Consider the following 14,558-nt stretch of genomic DNA (forward strand, 5'->3'; position numbering starts at 1 on the left):
ATCTATTTACACAAAAAATTTGACAGTTTCTTTATTGTCGTATATTATATGTTGTAGTAAATTATTTGTTTACTACAATTGTTTATTACTTAGAGAGAATGACTTCATAGCAAAGCGAATTAGGACTTGTTTTTATATATAAAAAGAGTAATACTTAGATCAACAACTGAATAAGAACATAAAAAAAACCTTGATCGGTATTGGCGTACCTCTCAAGGGTTCTAGACAACAACAGTGTGTGCTGTGCCATAAAATTCATCTTTGAAATCTATCTTACCACTGTAAGGTAAAATTTCAAGTCAAGCCAGCACTACATTGTCTAAGGCACTTTATATGGTGAAAGATTAATATTTAATTACCTTATTAAATGAATGTAACAAGGGAAGGACACAGTTCTTCCCTTGTTTTTTGGTATGTTTTTGAAATGAAATAGATCAAATTTTCCTAATCTACTTCAAGTGAAAAGCCAAGTTGGTAATCATAGTAAGGATAAATCTCCTATTTCAAACTGGATAGCTCTTTTAAAGTAGCAAAGAAATAGGAATGCCACATGTTTTTATATCAATCTTATGTTTAAGACAATATCCTGAAATTAGTCCCAAGGAATATAAATCAGCAGCTTCCTCTTGCCTTTTTGCTTGGATACTTTTTTCATAGCTATGATAGTCACCATGAATGATATGACCAACTTCATGTCCTAATGCAAAGGGAATTTGCATAGGATATTTCCAATTTATATTCATGAAAATCACTAGATCATCAGTACTTGAACACGGAATGTAATCCGGACAAGTATCGCACCATATGCATACAATGTTATTTTCTTCTGCATATTTTTGTAAATATTCGATTAAGTCTAAATAGTTATGATACATTTTTACTCTTTCTATACAAAACATACTTAATCTTGATCAATTTAAAGGATTTGATAAGTTTTTTACTTTTAGTAAGCATAATTATCTAATCTAAGAGAATACAGGTAAGCTTAAGTTAAGGCAAGAAAAGTGACTAAAAGGATAAACACATGATAGATTTAATTAATTACCTAATAAAGTATGCTGAGAAGCTTGGTATAGGATGTCTTTGGTTTGATGGTTCTCCAGATAATGAACCTTATAGTAGATTGACTTTAACCAATTCAAAAGAAATAGTAATGAATATCAATTGGAAGCATGCAAAAGCAATACCTTTTGAAATAGGCCATCTGATTGGTCACTTAGAACATAATGACAAACACAAAGACGAAACTTTGCTCAAAATTGAAAGAGATAAGAATGAAGAAAATGCTGAATTATACTCAGTAGGTTTAATTTCAGGATATGTTTTAAAAAATAAAATAGAATTTAATTCATATAAAGATTTGTTTTGCTACTATGGCATTCCGCTACGATTGTTAAAATGTTACTAAAAATGTAGCAAAAAAGGGACAGACTAATAGTAGTCTGTCCCTTTTGTATTTACACAAATTTTCCTTTTAAAAAAGAGATATAAATATTATAGCATTGTTTAATTATCATTTGTATTCCTAGTACTCATTACCTTTGTATTGCATTAAAATTTAATTTGTAATTATAAAATGAATACAAGTTTAATATTTGATAATTACGTTGTATTGCAAAAATATTGCATTATTAAATGGATAATTACTATGTATTGTATAAATAAATATGTGGTATTCTATTGATTAATACAATGTATTGCATTATATTAAATGTAATTAATAAATAATTACATTAGCAATATTCTGTATTGATTAAATTAATACAATGTAATTATCTGTTAATTAATTATATTTACACAAACCAAAAAGGAGATATTAAAAATGGCAGAAATGAATACTTTAGTTGTTGGAAATGATTTGGGTTATGGTGATCTAAAAATATCAATAGATAATGAGATAACTACTCAACCTACAGTTATTTCTCCAATCGAACAGGATTTTGAAAATCCAATTGATCATACTGATCAAGATGCGGTCAAAAATACAATTGATAATCTTTTAAATTTAATGAATATCGAAATAGATGGGAAGCATTATTTAGTTGGTAATGCAGCACAAAATTCAACTATTGAGAGAATAACAACTGATACTAATTCTCGAATTGGAAAAGCTCATATGCCCGCTGCAAAAATAGTCCCTTTAAGTACTATTGCTGCTAAAGTTGTTCAAAATGCCTACGAAAATGGAGAGGACATTTTTTCACCTTTAAAAGCTAGTGTCGTAATGACAACAAACTTACCAATCGATGAGATTGAGAATGAACCATCAGTAAGAGATTTTTATAAAGGAATGTTTTTGAATAATAATCATATTGTCGTGTTTAGAAATTTTGATTACAAAATTTCTGTGACAATAAATTTTAAAGCTGTAGATGTATTTAAAGAAGGGGAAGTTGCAGCAGTAGTAGCCATTAATAATGCAACTAATGATCTAAAAAAATACATTACTGACTATACTCATAAGAAATATCCAACAATTGAGGTTTCGAGATTATTGGGTAATAATAAAACTATCTTAGTAATAGATATAGGATTTAAGACTACGGAATTGGCTTTAATTGTAAATGGAGAAGCTGATGCGTTTAATTCCTCAAGTATTAAGTACGGTTATGGACACGTTTTATCTAGTGCCTGGAAATATTTACCAAAGGCATCAAGCGGCGGCTATACGGTTAAAGATGTAGTTGCTTTTAAGAAATTGTTAAACAGCAAACCTTTTACAAAAATGGAAAAAGAAAATAGAGACTTTGCCCTAAAATCAGAGCAATCAGCTACTCCAAAACTAATCCGTAAAATAGTTAGTGGTCTTAATGGTATTCTTGGTGCTGCTGATAACCTTGATGCTGTCTATGTAGTGGGTGGAGGTTCGATTCCATTGATGGAACGTACTGATTTGGAGCAACAAATTAAAGCAACTTTAGAAAATCACAGGTCTTCCGCAACTACTATTTGGTTAGGAGAAAAGTATGCTGCATATGCTAACCTAATAGGGCTAAAAGCGATAGCAACATCACGAAATGAATCGATTAATAATAAATAGGTGAGATAAATATGTCGGACTCTAGAAACTTAATAGTTAGAATAAAAAAAGATAGTCAAGAAGATAATTGGCTACGTACACAAGCTAATCAAAGTGAATCTATAAGGGCACTCATTAAATTAGTCGGCAATCAGATAGGTAATGTTGATTTAAAAACATTCCTTATAAACAATGCAATAGATAATAATAGTGTTAATTTGTTTTCTGGTGTAGATACTTCATCAGATGAAAATGACAGTGAGAAGAAAGATAAGTATAATAATTTACCTAGAAAGACTAAAAAAGTAGCTTCTACTGATGTAAATAAATCAAATAAGGGAAAAAAAGATAGTATTCAGGATTATGATAGTCTTACAAAAGGATTATCTTAATTAATAAAGATAATTGGTTACAAAAATCAAACATTAAAATTAAATCAGGCTTGTTAATATCATGATTTAATAGTTTTTTTAGTTTATTGAATTTATTTTACAATTCAATTTGGTTGCGTATTAAGCAATACAATACAAAATATTAAACAATGCAATCACAATCTAATATAACGTATTAGTTTATTTAATAACTTGTATTTAAATTGTAAATACAAAGAACATTTTTTATGTATAACCCAACAATTTGTTAATACAAAGTAATTGATTATGCAATCATTTGTATTAAATAGTTAATTACAGATTAATTGTGTACAAAATTATGAGTAAATATAAGAATTCATATTTTTATATGTGTTAAAATGAGCTTTGTAGCAAAGAATAAAATTCTTTGTGTCTGTGCAACTAAGAGTAAAAGAAAAAGACCAGAAAATATTGATGAATCAGTATTTTCTGGTCTTTTTCTAGATAGATAAGCATACTTTGCTTTTAAATTATTGAAACAGTGCAGTATAAAAAATTATTCAAAAATCCAAAAAAGACGTATAACTTTCCCATTTTTTACGTTTAGTCTGATAAGCTTTAAAAGTTATAACACTTGTATTGAAGCTAGCTCCAATAATTGTCGGTTGTAGAATTAAATGAGTTTTTTTATTATGGACAAAAAAGAAAAGACATTAGTAGCTAAGTTAGAAGAATATGCTGAAGAGAATGGGATTAGCTGCGTATGGCTCGATGATGCTAATCCAAAGTACATTCCAGTAAGTTTTCCAGAAGATAGAGCGGTCTTTATGAACTCAAATTGGGAGTATCAAGAATTAAATTTATTTGCTCTAGCTTATGAGATTGAATGCGTACTACATAAATCTAGTTCGGTAAAAGAATTAAATGCTTATGCTGAAGAATTAATTCAAGCAATTTAATATAATTAAAGGGACTATAGAATGCTACAAGATCAGCTTCTATATTCCTTTTTTGACTTTTAAAAGCAATCTTGATATACTATTATTCCTTTCTAAAGAAGCCTATAAATGACAAAAGCCACCCAATTTGGGTGGCTTTTAATCGTTATTATTTATTATTTTTGTACTGTGTACTTTTAACCAATCGGCAGCAAATTTCATGATATCTTCTGTATCATCACTATTAGTAACATAAAGAATGAATTTCAGTCCTTCATTTTTTGTGTAATTCAATTTATAGCCGTTCTTAAACAGAAAAAAAGTAGTAGAGGCAAGTGCTGTTCTTTTATTACCATCGGAAAATATATGTTTTTTTGTAATTTTTTGCAAAATAAAAGCAGCTTTTAACCATATAGTAGGATATAGTTCATGTCCAAATAAAACTTGCTTAGGCTGTTCTGTGATTATATCTAATCCTTCTGGATACTGTACACCGAAGGTATTTTTATCTGATCTTTTTACTACTTCATTATTGATAGCGATAAAAGTTAATTTATTGACGTAATACATTATTTGTCTTCTAATTCTTTCATCAAATCTCCATGTTCTTGGTAAAATGTATCCATAAAGCTATCCAATGAAGGATCAACGGCTTCCATTTTTTTGAAGATAATTTTTTGACCATTTGGATCAATTATTTTTTCAAAAATAGTATTTTGATCAGCATCAAGAGCTTTTCTATCTTTGCTGGTAACTCTAAAATTCCATGAATTTCCTGCTTTAAACAGTTTAGTTTTATTTTTTAAGGCATTATTGTACATAATAGATCCTCCTTTTTTGTTATAACCATATTATATAATGTAATGACAGTCGGAACAACGATTATATTTTAAGGAAGTCGTGTAATGTAGGTTAAGTCTAGACGGTGTGGGAAACGGAGAATAAATTGTTGCTTGCATTAAACATTGCCACCACATCTTTAGTGGCTTGTGCTTAGGAGCTACTGGTAAATTCAAATTAGGAGGAGCAGCAAGTTATTAAGGCTATTTTTGCTCTCTTTGAATTTGAGTTTTATAGTATTGTAAATAATTTATTAAGTCATCAATTGCCGGAATAAAAGTATACTTATTATTACAATTGTAAAATTGTTGCATAAGCTTCGCATCTTTCTCTCTAAAGTTATGAACAAATTTATTGTTTGAAATTTCTTTTTTTAATTTTTGTTCAATTAATGAATTCATTTTACACTGTAAATAGATGGTGTTTTGTCCCTCTGCTATTTTAAAAATATTTGGTTTGAATAAAAAGCTAAACACGTTTTTCCAAAACAATTTGCCATAATCTGTAGTTAAAGATGACTTTGAATCTAGACTATCTGCAATTTTTTTTACCTCTTTGGTTATTAGCCAGTATTTAATATTATTTTTCAGTGTAGTAAAGACGATATCTTCAAAGTCATCGTAATAAGTATTAATTAATTCGCTTAAAATTTTGCTAGGTATTTCGTCATATTGAAGACCATTGCCTTTTATGTAATTTATTGGAACATCAAATATTTTTGCTAGACCTTTCCATGTTTTTTCACTAGGGACTCGTGCCCCAGATTCATATCGATAAATCGTTGTTCTATTAGCTGAAATCCCTTCATTTTTAAGTAATTTAGATAAATCTTCTTGTGTATAACTGTTTTTCTTTCTTAATTCTTTGATTCTATTTTTCATTTCTTGGTATTCTTTCAATTTGTATATTGATAATGTCTGACAATTCTTTTTTTGAAATTTTATTTTTGCTTTCTTTTATGGCAGCTTGTTTTATATTATGGCTTATTTCATCAATTAGATTAATAAAGGTTGTTACATTGTGATTTTTAATGTCTTTATTAACTTCTTCATTAATCCTTTGGATAACTTCTTCTTTTAACTCTGTTTTATTAGATCCAATTAATGTTTCTTTGAATTTTCTATCTTCAAAAAGAAATTTAAAATTATTTTTCCAAAAATTGTCAATCTCTTTGTATCTAGGAAATTTTGTATTTACTAGCACAGTGTTTAAATCACCATTACTGTCCTTGTAGAAATTATAAGGCTCGTTTTCTTTTTCTAAATATTCAAGATAATGATGGATAGCATTATGGGTACTATTATTTGAGTTTGAATATGAGTATGAAATAAAGAAGTTTTTTTGTAAAAGATTAAGCAGTGTATCTTCTATATCTTCAGTTTGCAAACCATTACCTGCTAAAAAGTCTTCAGATACTTCTAAAGCTTTAGATAAAGCTTTTAAAGTTCTTTTTGAGGGAAAATTGACGCCACTTTCATATTTTGCAATTGTTCCTCGTGATATTTTTAAATGTTTTGCTTCTTGTAAGTAGTTTGCTAATTCTTTTTGTGTAAAGCCCATTTTACTTCTGATATATTTAAGTCTTAAATTTTTCATTTAATTATCCTTTCAAGTAATTATTGTATTAAAAAAAGTATATATTTTATAAAATGCCTTTACTAGCTTTCTAAATAAAGATGGTAAAAGCTGTAAAACGACTGATGAAGGCAATCCACAATTGTGAAAGAAAAATAGAGCAAACAAAAAGCCGCTTAATAACTTTTGGTAGAGTGAATAGCGACTTTTTTATTTATCAGGATTATCGTTATTTTCGGGATCTTTATCATTATTTTTTTTATATAATCTAAACATTTGAAGTTGCGTTGTCATGTATTTAATTTCGTCTGGAGTCATGCGTTGACCTTCAAATTGTAAACAATTGTTATTTTTTATTTCAGTTAAAGGCTCTTCAGATTTAGTAGTTGTATGATCAGTAATTAAGTAAGGAATATCAGTATCAAAATAATTAGCAATCATTTGTAAACCACCCGCACGTGGCAACTTCTTTCCATTTTTCCAATCAGACACGGTAGAGTAGGCTGTATCTGTTTCTTTTGAAAAATCTGCTAAAGTTTTAAATCGATTTTTTAATAGATTAGTAAAATTTTGACTAAAAATAGTATTGATGTTTGCACTCATATAATCCCCCTTCTCTTCTACCAATAAAAGTATCTATATAATAACATGTAATATCGCTAAAAGCATAAACAAATTTTGCTTTTTGCAAAAAGTATCTTGTAAAAACGCTAAAAGCGGTATATATTAAATTAATAATGATTGGAAGGAGAGATATAATGGCAAATCAAGATATTGGAGTGCAACATACTTTAAAGGATCTAAGGGTACGCTTGAATCTAAGTCAGGAACTGGCTGCAAAAGGTAGCGTTAGTGTTCCAACTTTAAGAAGCTGGGAAAATGACTCTAGCAATTTAACACTTGCGCAAATGAAAAGATTAGCAGATTTTTACAAAATACCTTTAGAATATATTTTTTTTGGAAGTAATAACGCTTTTAGCGATAGATTGAAAGAGAAATAATTTATAAAAAAAGAACTATTACGTCAAGTTACCAAGTGACGTAATAGTTCTGGGAATAAAGGTTTTGAATAAACATTTTTAAAACTAGTATAGCTAATTTTACACAAAATTACAAATAAATCATGATAGTTCTGAACTTAAATACAATTTGTGCAAATAAATCCAAGGAACAGCGGATGTTTCTCACCGATTATAAAGAAATGCAGAATTTTATTTTTAAAAATCGAAAAAAAGAAGATTTCCAAAATATGTTTGAAATTAAGCTACTTCAATTAGGATTTTATGTCAGCGTTGCGCTCGTTGATTCTAAAGGCAGGATAAAAGATCCGACTTTTATGAGAAATATTGGCTGGACATTAGATGGAGAAAAGGAGGCAGTTTGCTATCTGTTTTACAAAAATCAAGTAGTTCTACCAATCAAGCTTACTGAAACATGTCACGGCTTACGAGAGTATCTAGTGACTGGTCAAACTTTTAAACTGGAGCTCGAACTCTTTGGATATCCAAAACAACTTTTTTAAAACGAAAGGAATAAATTATGTCAACAACAATTAATTTAAGTCCATTATTAATTAATGAACAACCACTACAATTATTGCCTTCACTTGCAGTTAAATTGTGCGATATTCATGAAGCAATTGTGCTTCAAGCTCTTCAAAATAAGTTGCGAAAGGCGAACAAAGAAATTGAAGGTCAAAAATGGGTACCTATTGAATTTCAAGATTGGAAAGAGATTTTCCCCTGGCTTCCAGAAAAAGATATTATGGCTTTTTTAGATTCCCTAAAAAAGAAACACATAATTGTTAGTTCAGAGTTTAGCCAAAAGAGTTGGTATTCAATTGATTATGACATTTTAAATAGTTTTTTGGGAAACAAGTAGAGGTATGAACATGAATATTAAAGTATCAAACACAAGTAGCTTATTAATTAATGAACCTCCTCTACAAGTTTTACCTTCACTAGCGGTTGCTCTTAAGAATATCAATGAAGCTGTCATGCTTCAGCAAGTTCAGTATTGGCTATCACGCTCAAATAATGAATTTGAAGGTCGAAAGTGGATATATAACACGATTGATGAGTGGCAAAATCAATTTCCATGGTTAACCGAAAGAGCTGTAAGAGACCGTTTTAATTCACTTATTGAAAAAGGCATCATATTGACTGCTAATTTTAACAAAGCAAAATTTGATAGAACAAAGTGGTACTCGATTGACTATGACAAATTGAATTCATTGTTTTCGAATGAAAATACTGCTAAAAAGCCTACCACTATGCATTCGGAAGAAACTTCCAGATCGAGACGGAAGAAAGTTCCTAATCCAAGCGGAAGAAACTTACAAATGCAAGCGGAAGAAAGTTCCGATTTAGATTCGGAAGTTTCTTCCGGACCTATACCAAGAGATTACCAAGATAATTCCATAGATTACACAGAGACTACTATTATTGAGTCACAAATCGAAATCGACTTTAAAAATCTCTGGAATTTATATCCAAAAAAAGTTGGAGAAAGTGAAGCATTTGAATTTTATAAAAATTGGATTTTAGACAATCCAAGTGAACATACTTACCTGCTTATGCGCTCAAAACTGGAATGCTATTTGAAGTACCTAAAAATTAATGATATATCGTTCCGATACATTCTAAATGGCAACAATTGGTTTGCAGGTCGCTTTAACGATGAACTGGATTTATCCGAAAAAAGATCTAGTTCGCCAAATCAGTCGCATAAAAAAATACGTAAGGTAATGGATTGGGATAAATATGCTAAAGAACACCCTGTCAAAAAAAATACTGACACTTCGAGAAAGGAGTTGCAACAAGAGTGGAAACAGACTATCAGAGCAATTGAAGGTGATGATGAAAAAGACATTAAAGAAAATTCAAATAGTTCAACGTCGATTCAAACATCAGAATTTAAAGATACCGAGAATAGTGATTTCACAATGAATGCTGAAGAAACTAAGCAACTCTATCATGATTCGGGAATTGATGATCTGTTGGAATAGCTAATTGGAGGAGTATTTTTGAGAGGAAAGTTTTTGGAAAGTTTCAAAATGTCGTTTTTTGAGTATAAAAGGCTTTGGAAACAATCCGGAATGGTGCTCATAGTGGCTCTATTACTATTGCTTATTCCGATTGGCAGCAAGTCTTATTTAAGCGTAGAAAATGTGATGCGACCGTTTATTTTGATTTCGATAATCATAGTTTTTGCGTTAACAACCGTGTTAACGCTCATTAATGCGTTTCAAAAAGCAAGGGAGGATAAGTAATGTATTTAGTTCGCGAAGAACCGGTTCAAGAAAAGCTAGATGCTTTAAAGGCACGAGATAATCATGCTTTGGCTAAAAAAGTTGATTGGACCAAAGTAGGCGTTTATAAAATCATGAAAGATATTGGTGTTCAAAAATTAAATGATCAGGACAAGCCTATGATTTTAATCGCTGATCCTGCTCTAGTGAGATTTGAGTTAGAGAATAAAACTTACAAATTTGTAATCAATCGCAAAGGACAAAAATTATCTTTAACTGATTTGAAAGGAGCAACAGATGGGAAAAGTTAATTCTGGACCATTACAACTTGCAAATCGTCAAATTGAGGTTCTTGATAAAAAAATTCTACAGCTCAGCAATAAATACAATGGGTTGCTAAACGTACCTAGCAATGATTCTGATTTTCAAAAAGCATTAGCACAGCTTGAACACTTTCAAATGCCGAATAATTATAACGAGATAAGTGACCGAATCAGAAGAGATCAGTTTTCTAAATTGCCTGCAAAGTGGCGAAGGATAATTGTTTTCATGAAAATGTGCGGTTATTCTGACGCGAAGATTTGCTCTAAAACGTTGATACCTATGTATTGGATTAGTTCAGTTTTGAAATCTTCGGCAGACAATACCATTTTCAAATGGAATCTTTTCAGCTTTGATCGAAAGTTTCAGCTATACGTAACTGACATGCAAGATGCTTATCAATATTTTGATTTCAAATATAAAAACCAAAATGAATTGGCTAAAAAGGGCATTTTAACCCAGCCTATTAAAGCATATTGGATTGAGTTGCCGTTTGGCTGTAAGTACGTTAGTCATTTGCACGGCAAAGTACACGTAAAGAGTCCTAAAAGCAGAAGAATGGAAATCAGTTAAATTGGGAGAAGAGAAAATGACGAATAAAAAATTAATTTCAAAATGGACTGGCAAAAGTTACTTAGGTTGGCTTTATGTATCAAAAGAACATAAATTTAAAAAAGTTGTAGTGAAAGAAATTCAATTCGATGTTCTAAAAAATATATCTCTTGGAATTGCAAATAATATTGATTTTGACATGAATAAAATTGTGGCCGTTTTAGTTGATATTGAAACAGGTACACCTTTAGATACGTTGAATTCCAGTGGCTATGGCGGATATATTTTTGACTCTGATTTGGCCTCTTTGGATAACCAATTGATTGATCATTATACTAGAACCAATCTGAATATCTTTACTGCTGGAAATCCTGCTGATGTTTATTTAAGCATATTAGATGCTATCAGACCGGGTATTGATAGACCTGCAGAAATTCATTTAGTTAATGATGCAGATCAAAAATCAAGATTGGCTAAAGGAAGATGGACATTGGGACGAGAATTAAATTAAAGAGGAGCAAATAGAATAATGGCACAGGTAGATATTTATATTGGTACTTACGGTTATCTTGCTTATTTATGGGCCGATAATTTGAAAAAGTTTGTAAAAGTGGCAATGCCAAGTGTTGATATAGAGTACTTGGATAAACAGATGGGCATTGCTCATATTCAGAAATCTCCTGCCAACAGTGAAGGAAAAGCCATAATTACAGCTGCACTCGTTGATATTGAATCAGGTGTTTCTTTAAAAGCAATTGAGGATCAAATTGATATGAAATCGAATGTTCCTGAACAACTGGTGAAATTTGATCAAGAGTGTGTTGATGCATTTCTCCAAGATTTGTCTGAAATTCCGATTGGCAATGCTCGGTATTGGTATAGCCATGTAATCAGGGACATTAAAAAGAGTGTAGGTCAAAGACCTCAGGTTTATTACAAATTTGACAGCCGAGATCCAAAATTTGCTGAAGCAAGTCAAAAATGGGTAGCGGAGAACAGAGAGGCTTAATTATGAATAGTGTAAATTTAACGGGAAGAACGACAAAGGATATTGAATTAAAAGCTACTAAGTCTGGAAAAGATGTTGCGACTTTTAATATTGCTGTGAATGATTACAGAGACCGTAATGGCAAGGAAGTTGTTTATTTCTTTAGAATTGTTGCTTTTGGAAATTGGGCAAGAGTATGCCATCAGTACGCTAAAAAGGGAACTTTAATTGGCGTCACTGGAAAACTTACTAGCAATACATATGCTGATAAGAATGGAGAAAAGAAGTACATTACTGAAGTCATTGCTAATTCTATTGACCTTCTAGCTCGCCCTAAGCATAAAGATGAACAAAACAATAATTTGGGCAACGTTTCAACGGATTCGGAAGGCGCTAGTCATGATATGAGTTTAGATCAAAGCGGAAAAAGCTCCGAAGGGAAGAAAACTGGGATAGAAGATCAGAAATCTACTGATGATAGCAACTTTACTAGCTTAGATGATCTCGGCTTAGACGATGATTTAGATGTACCTTTTTAAATAATAAATAGAGGTATAGGAGCAAATGTCTAGTTCAGTTAAACCAAATAGTAAACTCTTACACCTAGTCGAAGAAGTAGAGCATGAGTACAGGACAGTTTTACAGGCTCCTGATGATGATGAAAATTTACGAAGACTTCACTCCTTAGGCGAAAAGATTCTAAAGCTGCAGCCTGAAGTTGCTGATCAACAAAAAGCAATTATAAGTTTGCTTGAAGAAGGTTACGATGCTGTTCAAATTGGTAAACGTATTGGTCTTAGCAAAAGACATGTTCAGAGGCTGCTTAAAAAGCAGAGACTAAAAACCAAGCCCAATTTTGCATATAAAGTTATAAACAAATATGGGGACTCGCTTATGTTTTCCAATAATTTGAAAAGCGTATTCAATTATTTTGGACTCAATACACATATGAGCAATAAGCAGAAGATAGTCGAGTTGCGAAAAAACGGTCTTTTCATTAAATCAGGAAAAGAAAAATATTGCTGGCATGATGTACCTAAAAGAGCTTTATATTATTTCCATTCAGACTGGTATATGAAAAATTAAAAAAGTTATTGATCAAAGGGAAGATTATGAAAATACAATTTTTTTATATTTTCGGCTTAATACTGTTGCAAATCATATATACATTTTTACTTAAAAAGCAGAAGTATAGCAGAGATACGTTGCTAATAGTTCAAATTGTATTTATGTGTTCGGTTATAGTTTGTTGCGTTATTGAATTATCAAAATAAAAGAAAACAACAGTGAGGAGAAAGATGAAAAGAAAAGTAAGATATCCGCATTTTCTAATGATATTTGTAGATGATCTTATTGTGGTTACATTTTTAATCGCATATTTAATATCTATTTTTCAAGGACAAGCCAATGGATTTATTTCATTAGTTGCAATAATTTTTACTGCTCTAATGATTTTGCATATTAATAGACTTATTAAGGAGAAAATCGATTAAATGAATGTAGATTCCTTTTTTATTCTTTTGCTTGTTATTTGGTATATTCTTGCGATCTCTATATATATTTATTGGTTATTTTCTGATCATCAGGTAATGATCTCAGAATTAATTATATATGTGATTTTATTTATGATTATTGTTCCATTGGTAATTTATTTCATCGGATCTAAGATATTTAATTTTTTATTGAAAAACTTTTAAGTATTTTAGGTTAGCAAAATTAGAAAGTAGATCAGAATGATATCAAATAAAGATCTTGATGAAAAAGCATCACGTCTTATCAGTGAAAAGAAACGATTATTTAGTCAAGCAGAGAAGCAAACAGAAAAGATTATTAACCGAGGGAGACTTGATATAGTTTTAAATTCAGCAATTGATCATGCTATTGAGCAGAATACAAAAATTGATTCCAATTCTGATGTTGCAGATAAGTTGATAATTTTAGATTCTTATTTTGATTTTACTCGGTTAAAGAAACAAATTTTAAATACTTTACAGAATATTGCAGTTAAAGATCATTGTGATAAACAATTTCTGATTTTCAAAAATCAAATAACGGATCTAGTAACTGACAGACTTGATAATGCGACTAAAGAAAGATTGGGTAAACTAGGATTTAATAAAATCAGAGTTGAATTATCATCAGATGAATACTATCTTTTACCTCCAAATTATATGGACGAATATGTCTATATATGGGTTTCAAATAAATTGCAAGAAGAGTCAAGGAGAGATGTAAAATTAGCAAATTTTATATCTTTTATGATAGTTATTCCTAATTTACTGGGTATCTTTCTTTATCTCTTTTCAAGTATTCAACTTCTCCCAAGCATGTTTAGAAGCTTGGCTTTAGTTCCTTTATTGATATCATTTATTTCTCTAATTTATGGAATTCATAAACGACTTGATATGAAACTAATAAAAGTCCAATTGCTGAAATTGTTAGCGGTAGAAAAGAGAGAAAGAGAATAGAGTGAGGTTTATTAATGAAATACTTACAAGATATGATGGGTTTTAAAAAGGCTATTGATAAGGAAACTGGTGTTGAATATATATTATTTATTACCGACTCTGGAGTGGCACTAACGCCACGTCTTAATACGACTGGAAAAATTGTAACCAATATTTCAGGTTCAGGATACCTTAGAATCCTACTTTGATTAAATAAAAGATTAAAAAATCAATCTACGAGAAAAATCTATTTACACAAAAAATTTGACAGTTTC

At 30.3% G+C, this 14,558-nt stretch carries 23 protein-coding genes; 17 read left to right on the forward strand and 6 right to left on the reverse strand.

All coding sequences use genetic code 11. From position 1 onward, the window contains the following. Positions 1–521: 521 nt before the first annotated feature. The gene (locus FC45_RS06575; RefSeq protein WP_057706476.1) at positions 522–875 is read right to left on the reverse strand and encodes an ImmA/IrrE family metallo-endopeptidase; all 354 of its coding nucleotides are present in this window, start codon (positions 873–875) and stop codon (positions 522–524) included. Between the two features lie 149 nt (positions 876–1,024). On the opposite strand from FC45_RS06575, the gene FC45_RS06580 reads away from it, so the two are divergent. From FC45_RS06580 to FC45_RS06595, 4 genes are all read left to right on the forward strand, one after another. Beyond that, positions 1,025–1,408 (forward strand): hypothetical protein, encoded by a 384-nt coding sequence (locus tag FC45_RS06580; RefSeq protein ID WP_006585551.1) that lies wholly within the window; start codon positions 1,025–1,027, stop codon positions 1,406–1,408. A 414-nt stretch (positions 1,409–1,822) separates the two neighbouring features. Beyond that, positions 1,823–3,040 (forward strand): ParM/StbA family protein, encoded by a 1,218-nt coding sequence (locus tag FC45_RS06585; protein WP_021351295.1) that lies wholly within the window; start codon positions 1,823–1,825, stop codon positions 3,038–3,040. A gap of 11 nt (positions 3,041–3,051) precedes the next feature. Further along, complete coding sequence (locus FC45_RS06590) at positions 3,052–3,411, forward strand: hypothetical protein (protein ID WP_057706479.1); 360 nt, start codon at positions 3,052–3,054, stop codon at positions 3,409–3,411. 638 nt (positions 3,412–4,049) lie between these two features. Then, complete coding sequence (locus tag FC45_RS06595; RefSeq protein ID WP_151117850.1) at positions 4,050–4,331, forward strand: hypothetical protein; 282 nt, start codon at positions 4,050–4,052, stop codon at positions 4,329–4,331. Positions 4,332–4,469: 138 nt separating this feature from the next. On the opposite strand, the gene FC45_RS06600 is transcribed toward FC45_RS06595, so the two are convergent. The 5 genes from FC45_RS06600 to FC45_RS06620 all read right to left on the reverse strand — a co-directional run bounded on the left by FC45_RS06600 (position 4,470) and on the right by FC45_RS06620 (position 7,328). Continuing rightward, a complete protein-coding gene (locus FC45_RS06600) occupies positions 4,470–4,880 on the reverse strand; it encodes a type II toxin-antitoxin system death-on-curing family toxin (protein WP_048587979.1) in 411 nt (136 codons plus the stop codon). After that, the gene (locus FC45_RS06605) at positions 4,880–5,131 is read right to left on the reverse strand and encodes a hypothetical protein (protein WP_021351300.1); all 252 of its coding nucleotides are present in this window, start codon (positions 5,129–5,131) and stop codon (positions 4,880–4,882) included. The genes FC45_RS06600 and FC45_RS06605 overlap by 1 nt, the downstream gene beginning before the upstream one ends. Positions 5,132–5,353: 222 nt before the next feature. Next, positions 5,354–6,031: a helix-turn-helix transcriptional regulator gene (locus FC45_RS06610; protein ID WP_057706481.1), complete on the reverse strand. Its 678-nt coding sequence runs from the start codon at positions 6,029–6,031 to the stop codon at positions 5,354–5,356. Further along, positions 6,021–6,746 carry a helix-turn-helix domain-containing protein gene (locus tag FC45_RS06615; RefSeq protein ID WP_021351192.1) on the reverse strand — a complete coding sequence of 242 codons (726 nt, stop codon included), beginning with the start codon at positions 6,744–6,746 and terminating at the stop codon, positions 6,021–6,023. Before FC45_RS06615 ends, FC45_RS06610 begins: the two co-directional genes overlap by 11 nt. A 189-nt stretch (positions 6,747–6,935) precedes the next feature. Next, positions 6,936–7,328, reverse strand: a complete 393-nt coding sequence (locus tag FC45_RS06620; RefSeq protein WP_021351193.1) for a helix-turn-helix domain-containing protein — start codon at positions 7,326–7,328, stop codon at positions 6,936–6,938. Between the two features lie 155 nt (positions 7,329–7,483). On the opposite strand from FC45_RS06620, the gene FC45_RS06625 reads away from it, so the two are divergent. From FC45_RS06625 to FC45_RS07780, 13 genes are all read left to right on the forward strand, one after another. Next, positions 7,484–7,726: a helix-turn-helix transcriptional regulator gene (locus FC45_RS06625; RefSeq protein WP_021351194.1), complete on the forward strand. Its 243-nt coding sequence runs from the start codon at positions 7,484–7,486 to the stop codon at positions 7,724–7,726. Between the two features lie 248 nt (positions 7,727–7,974). Continuing rightward, a complete protein-coding gene (locus FC45_RS06630) occupies positions 7,975–8,247 on the forward strand; it encodes a hypothetical protein (protein ID WP_141117398.1) in 273 nt (90 codons plus the stop codon). Positions 8,248–8,264: 17 nt separating this feature from the next. Continuing rightward, entirely contained in the window at positions 8,265–8,606 is a 342-nt protein-coding gene (locus FC45_RS06635) for a hypothetical protein (protein ID WP_021351196.1), read from the forward strand. 10 nt (positions 8,607–8,616) lie between these two features. Continuing rightward, a complete protein-coding gene (locus FC45_RS06640) occupies positions 8,617–9,732 on the forward strand; it encodes a hypothetical protein (protein ID WP_021351197.1) in 1,116 nt (371 codons plus the stop codon). 263 nt (positions 9,733–9,995) lie between these two features. Next, positions 9,996–10,286 (forward strand): hypothetical protein, encoded by a 291-nt coding sequence (locus FC45_RS06650; RefSeq protein ID WP_021351199.1) that lies wholly within the window; start codon positions 9,996–9,998, stop codon positions 10,284–10,286. Further along, positions 10,273–10,869 carry a hypothetical protein gene (locus FC45_RS06655; protein ID WP_048587981.1) on the forward strand — a complete coding sequence of 199 codons (597 nt, stop codon included), beginning with the start codon at positions 10,273–10,275 and terminating at the stop codon, positions 10,867–10,869. Before FC45_RS06650 ends, FC45_RS06655 begins: the two co-directional genes overlap by 14 nt. A 16-nt stretch (positions 10,870–10,885) precedes the next feature. Then, positions 10,886–11,359 (forward strand): hypothetical protein, encoded by a 474-nt coding sequence (locus tag FC45_RS06660; RefSeq protein ID WP_048587982.1) that lies wholly within the window; start codon positions 10,886–10,888, stop codon positions 11,357–11,359. An 18-nt stretch (positions 11,360–11,377) separates the two neighbouring features. Next, positions 11,378–11,857 (forward strand): hypothetical protein, encoded by a 480-nt coding sequence (locus FC45_RS06665; RefSeq protein WP_021351310.1) that lies wholly within the window; start codon positions 11,378–11,380, stop codon positions 11,855–11,857. 2 nt (positions 11,858–11,859) lie between these two features. Then, positions 11,860–12,375: a single-stranded DNA-binding protein gene (locus tag FC45_RS06670; protein WP_024272976.1), complete on the forward strand. Its 516-nt coding sequence runs from the start codon at positions 11,860–11,862 to the stop codon at positions 12,373–12,375. 25 nt (positions 12,376–12,400) lie between these two features. Beyond that, on the forward strand, positions 12,401–12,922 hold the full coding sequence (locus FC45_RS06675; protein ID WP_021351308.1) for a helix-turn-helix domain-containing protein: 522 nt from the start codon (positions 12,401–12,403) through the stop codon (positions 12,920–12,922). 212 nt (positions 12,923–13,134) lie between these two features. After that, positions 13,135–13,329: a hypothetical protein gene (locus tag FC45_RS06680; RefSeq protein WP_021351307.1), complete on the forward strand. Its 195-nt coding sequence runs from the start codon at positions 13,135–13,137 to the stop codon at positions 13,327–13,329. 240 nt (positions 13,330–13,569) lie between these two features. Continuing rightward, entirely contained in the window at positions 13,570–14,304 is a 735-nt protein-coding gene (locus FC45_RS06690) for a hypothetical protein (protein ID WP_048587983.1), read from the forward strand. Positions 14,305–14,318: 14 nt separating this feature from the next. After that, entirely contained in the window at positions 14,319–14,492 is a 174-nt protein-coding gene (locus FC45_RS07780; protein ID WP_155403115.1) for a DUF6440 family protein, read from the forward strand. Positions 14,493–14,558 lie beyond the last annotated feature (66 nt).

Origin of the sequence: Lactobacillus jensenii DSM 20557, assembly GCF_001436455.1 — a bacterium.
Lineage (GTDB): Bacteria > Bacillota > Bacilli > Lactobacillales > Lactobacillaceae > Lactobacillus > Lactobacillus jensenii.

Bases quoted from the DNA above. Each gene is read 5' to 3' on its own strand.
- FC45_RS06635 (WP_021351196.1), top strand. From the start codon at position 8,265: ATGTCAACAACAATTAATTTAAGTCCATTATTAATTAATGAACAACCA.
- FC45_RS06575 (WP_057706476.1), bottom strand. From the start codon at position 875: ATGTATCATAACTATTTAGACTTAATCGAATATTTACAAAAATATGCA.
- FC45_RS06630 (WP_141117398.1), top strand. From the start codon at position 7,975: ATGTTTGAAATTAAGCTACTTCAATTAGGATTTTATGTCAGCGTTGCG.
- FC45_RS06610 (WP_057706481.1), bottom strand. From the start codon at position 6,031: ATGAAAAATAGAATCAAAGAATTAAGAAAGAAAAACAGTTATACACAA.
- FC45_RS06595 (WP_151117850.1), top strand. From the start codon at position 4,050: ATGAGTTTTTTTATTATGGACAAAAAAGAAAAGACATTAGTAGCTAAG.
- FC45_RS06620 (WP_021351193.1), bottom strand. From the start codon at position 7,328: ATGAGTGCAAACATCAATACTATTTTTAGTCAAAATTTTACTAATCTA.
- FC45_RS06580 (WP_006585551.1), top strand. From the start codon at position 1,025: ATGATAGATTTAATTAATTACCTAATAAAGTATGCTGAGAAGCTTGGT.
- FC45_RS06625 (WP_021351194.1), top strand. From the start codon at position 7,484: ATGGCAAATCAAGATATTGGAGTGCAACATACTTTAAAGGATCTAAGG.
- FC45_RS06670 (WP_024272976.1), top strand. From the start codon at position 11,860: ATGAATAGTGTAAATTTAACGGGAAGAACGACAAAGGATATTGAATTA.
- FC45_RS06660 (WP_048587982.1), top strand. From the start codon at position 10,886: ATGACGAATAAAAAATTAATTTCAAAATGGACTGGCAAAAGTTACTTA.
- FC45_RS06590 (WP_057706479.1), top strand. From the start codon at position 3,052: ATGTCGGACTCTAGAAACTTAATAGTTAGAATAAAAAAAGATAGTCAA.
- FC45_RS06675 (WP_021351308.1), top strand. From the start codon at position 12,401: ATGTCTAGTTCAGTTAAACCAAATAGTAAACTCTTACACCTAGTCGAA.
- FC45_RS06655 (WP_048587981.1), top strand. From the start codon at position 10,273: ATGGGAAAAGTTAATTCTGGACCATTACAACTTGCAAATCGTCAAATT.
- FC45_RS06600 (WP_048587979.1), bottom strand. From the start codon at position 4,880: ATGTATTACGTCAATAAATTAACTTTTATCGCTATCAATAATGAAGTA.
- FC45_RS06650 (WP_021351199.1), top strand. From the start codon at position 9,996: ATGTATTTAGTTCGCGAAGAACCGGTTCAAGAAAAGCTAGATGCTTTA.
- FC45_RS06665 (WP_021351310.1), top strand. From the start codon at position 11,378: ATGGCACAGGTAGATATTTATATTGGTACTTACGGTTATCTTGCTTAT.
- FC45_RS06615 (WP_021351192.1), bottom strand. From the start codon at position 6,746: ATGAAAAATTTAAGACTTAAATATATCAGAAGTAAAATGGGCTTTACA.
- FC45_RS06680 (WP_021351307.1), top strand. From the start codon at position 13,135: ATGAAAAGAAAAGTAAGATATCCGCATTTTCTAATGATATTTGTAGAT.
- FC45_RS07780 (WP_155403115.1), top strand. From the start codon at position 14,319: ATGAAATACTTACAAGATATGATGGGTTTTAAAAAGGCTATTGATAAG.
- FC45_RS06605 (WP_021351300.1), bottom strand. From the start codon at position 5,131: ATGTACAATAATGCCTTAAAAAATAAAACTAAACTGTTTAAAGCAGGA.
- FC45_RS06690 (WP_048587983.1), top strand. From the start codon at position 13,570: ATGATATCAAATAAAGATCTTGATGAAAAAGCATCACGTCTTATCAGT.
- FC45_RS06585 (WP_021351295.1), top strand. From the start codon at position 1,823: ATGGCAGAAATGAATACTTTAGTTGTTGGAAATGATTTGGGTTATGGT.
- FC45_RS06640 (WP_021351197.1), top strand. From the start codon at position 8,617: ATGAATATTAAAGTATCAAACACAAGTAGCTTATTAATTAATGAACCT.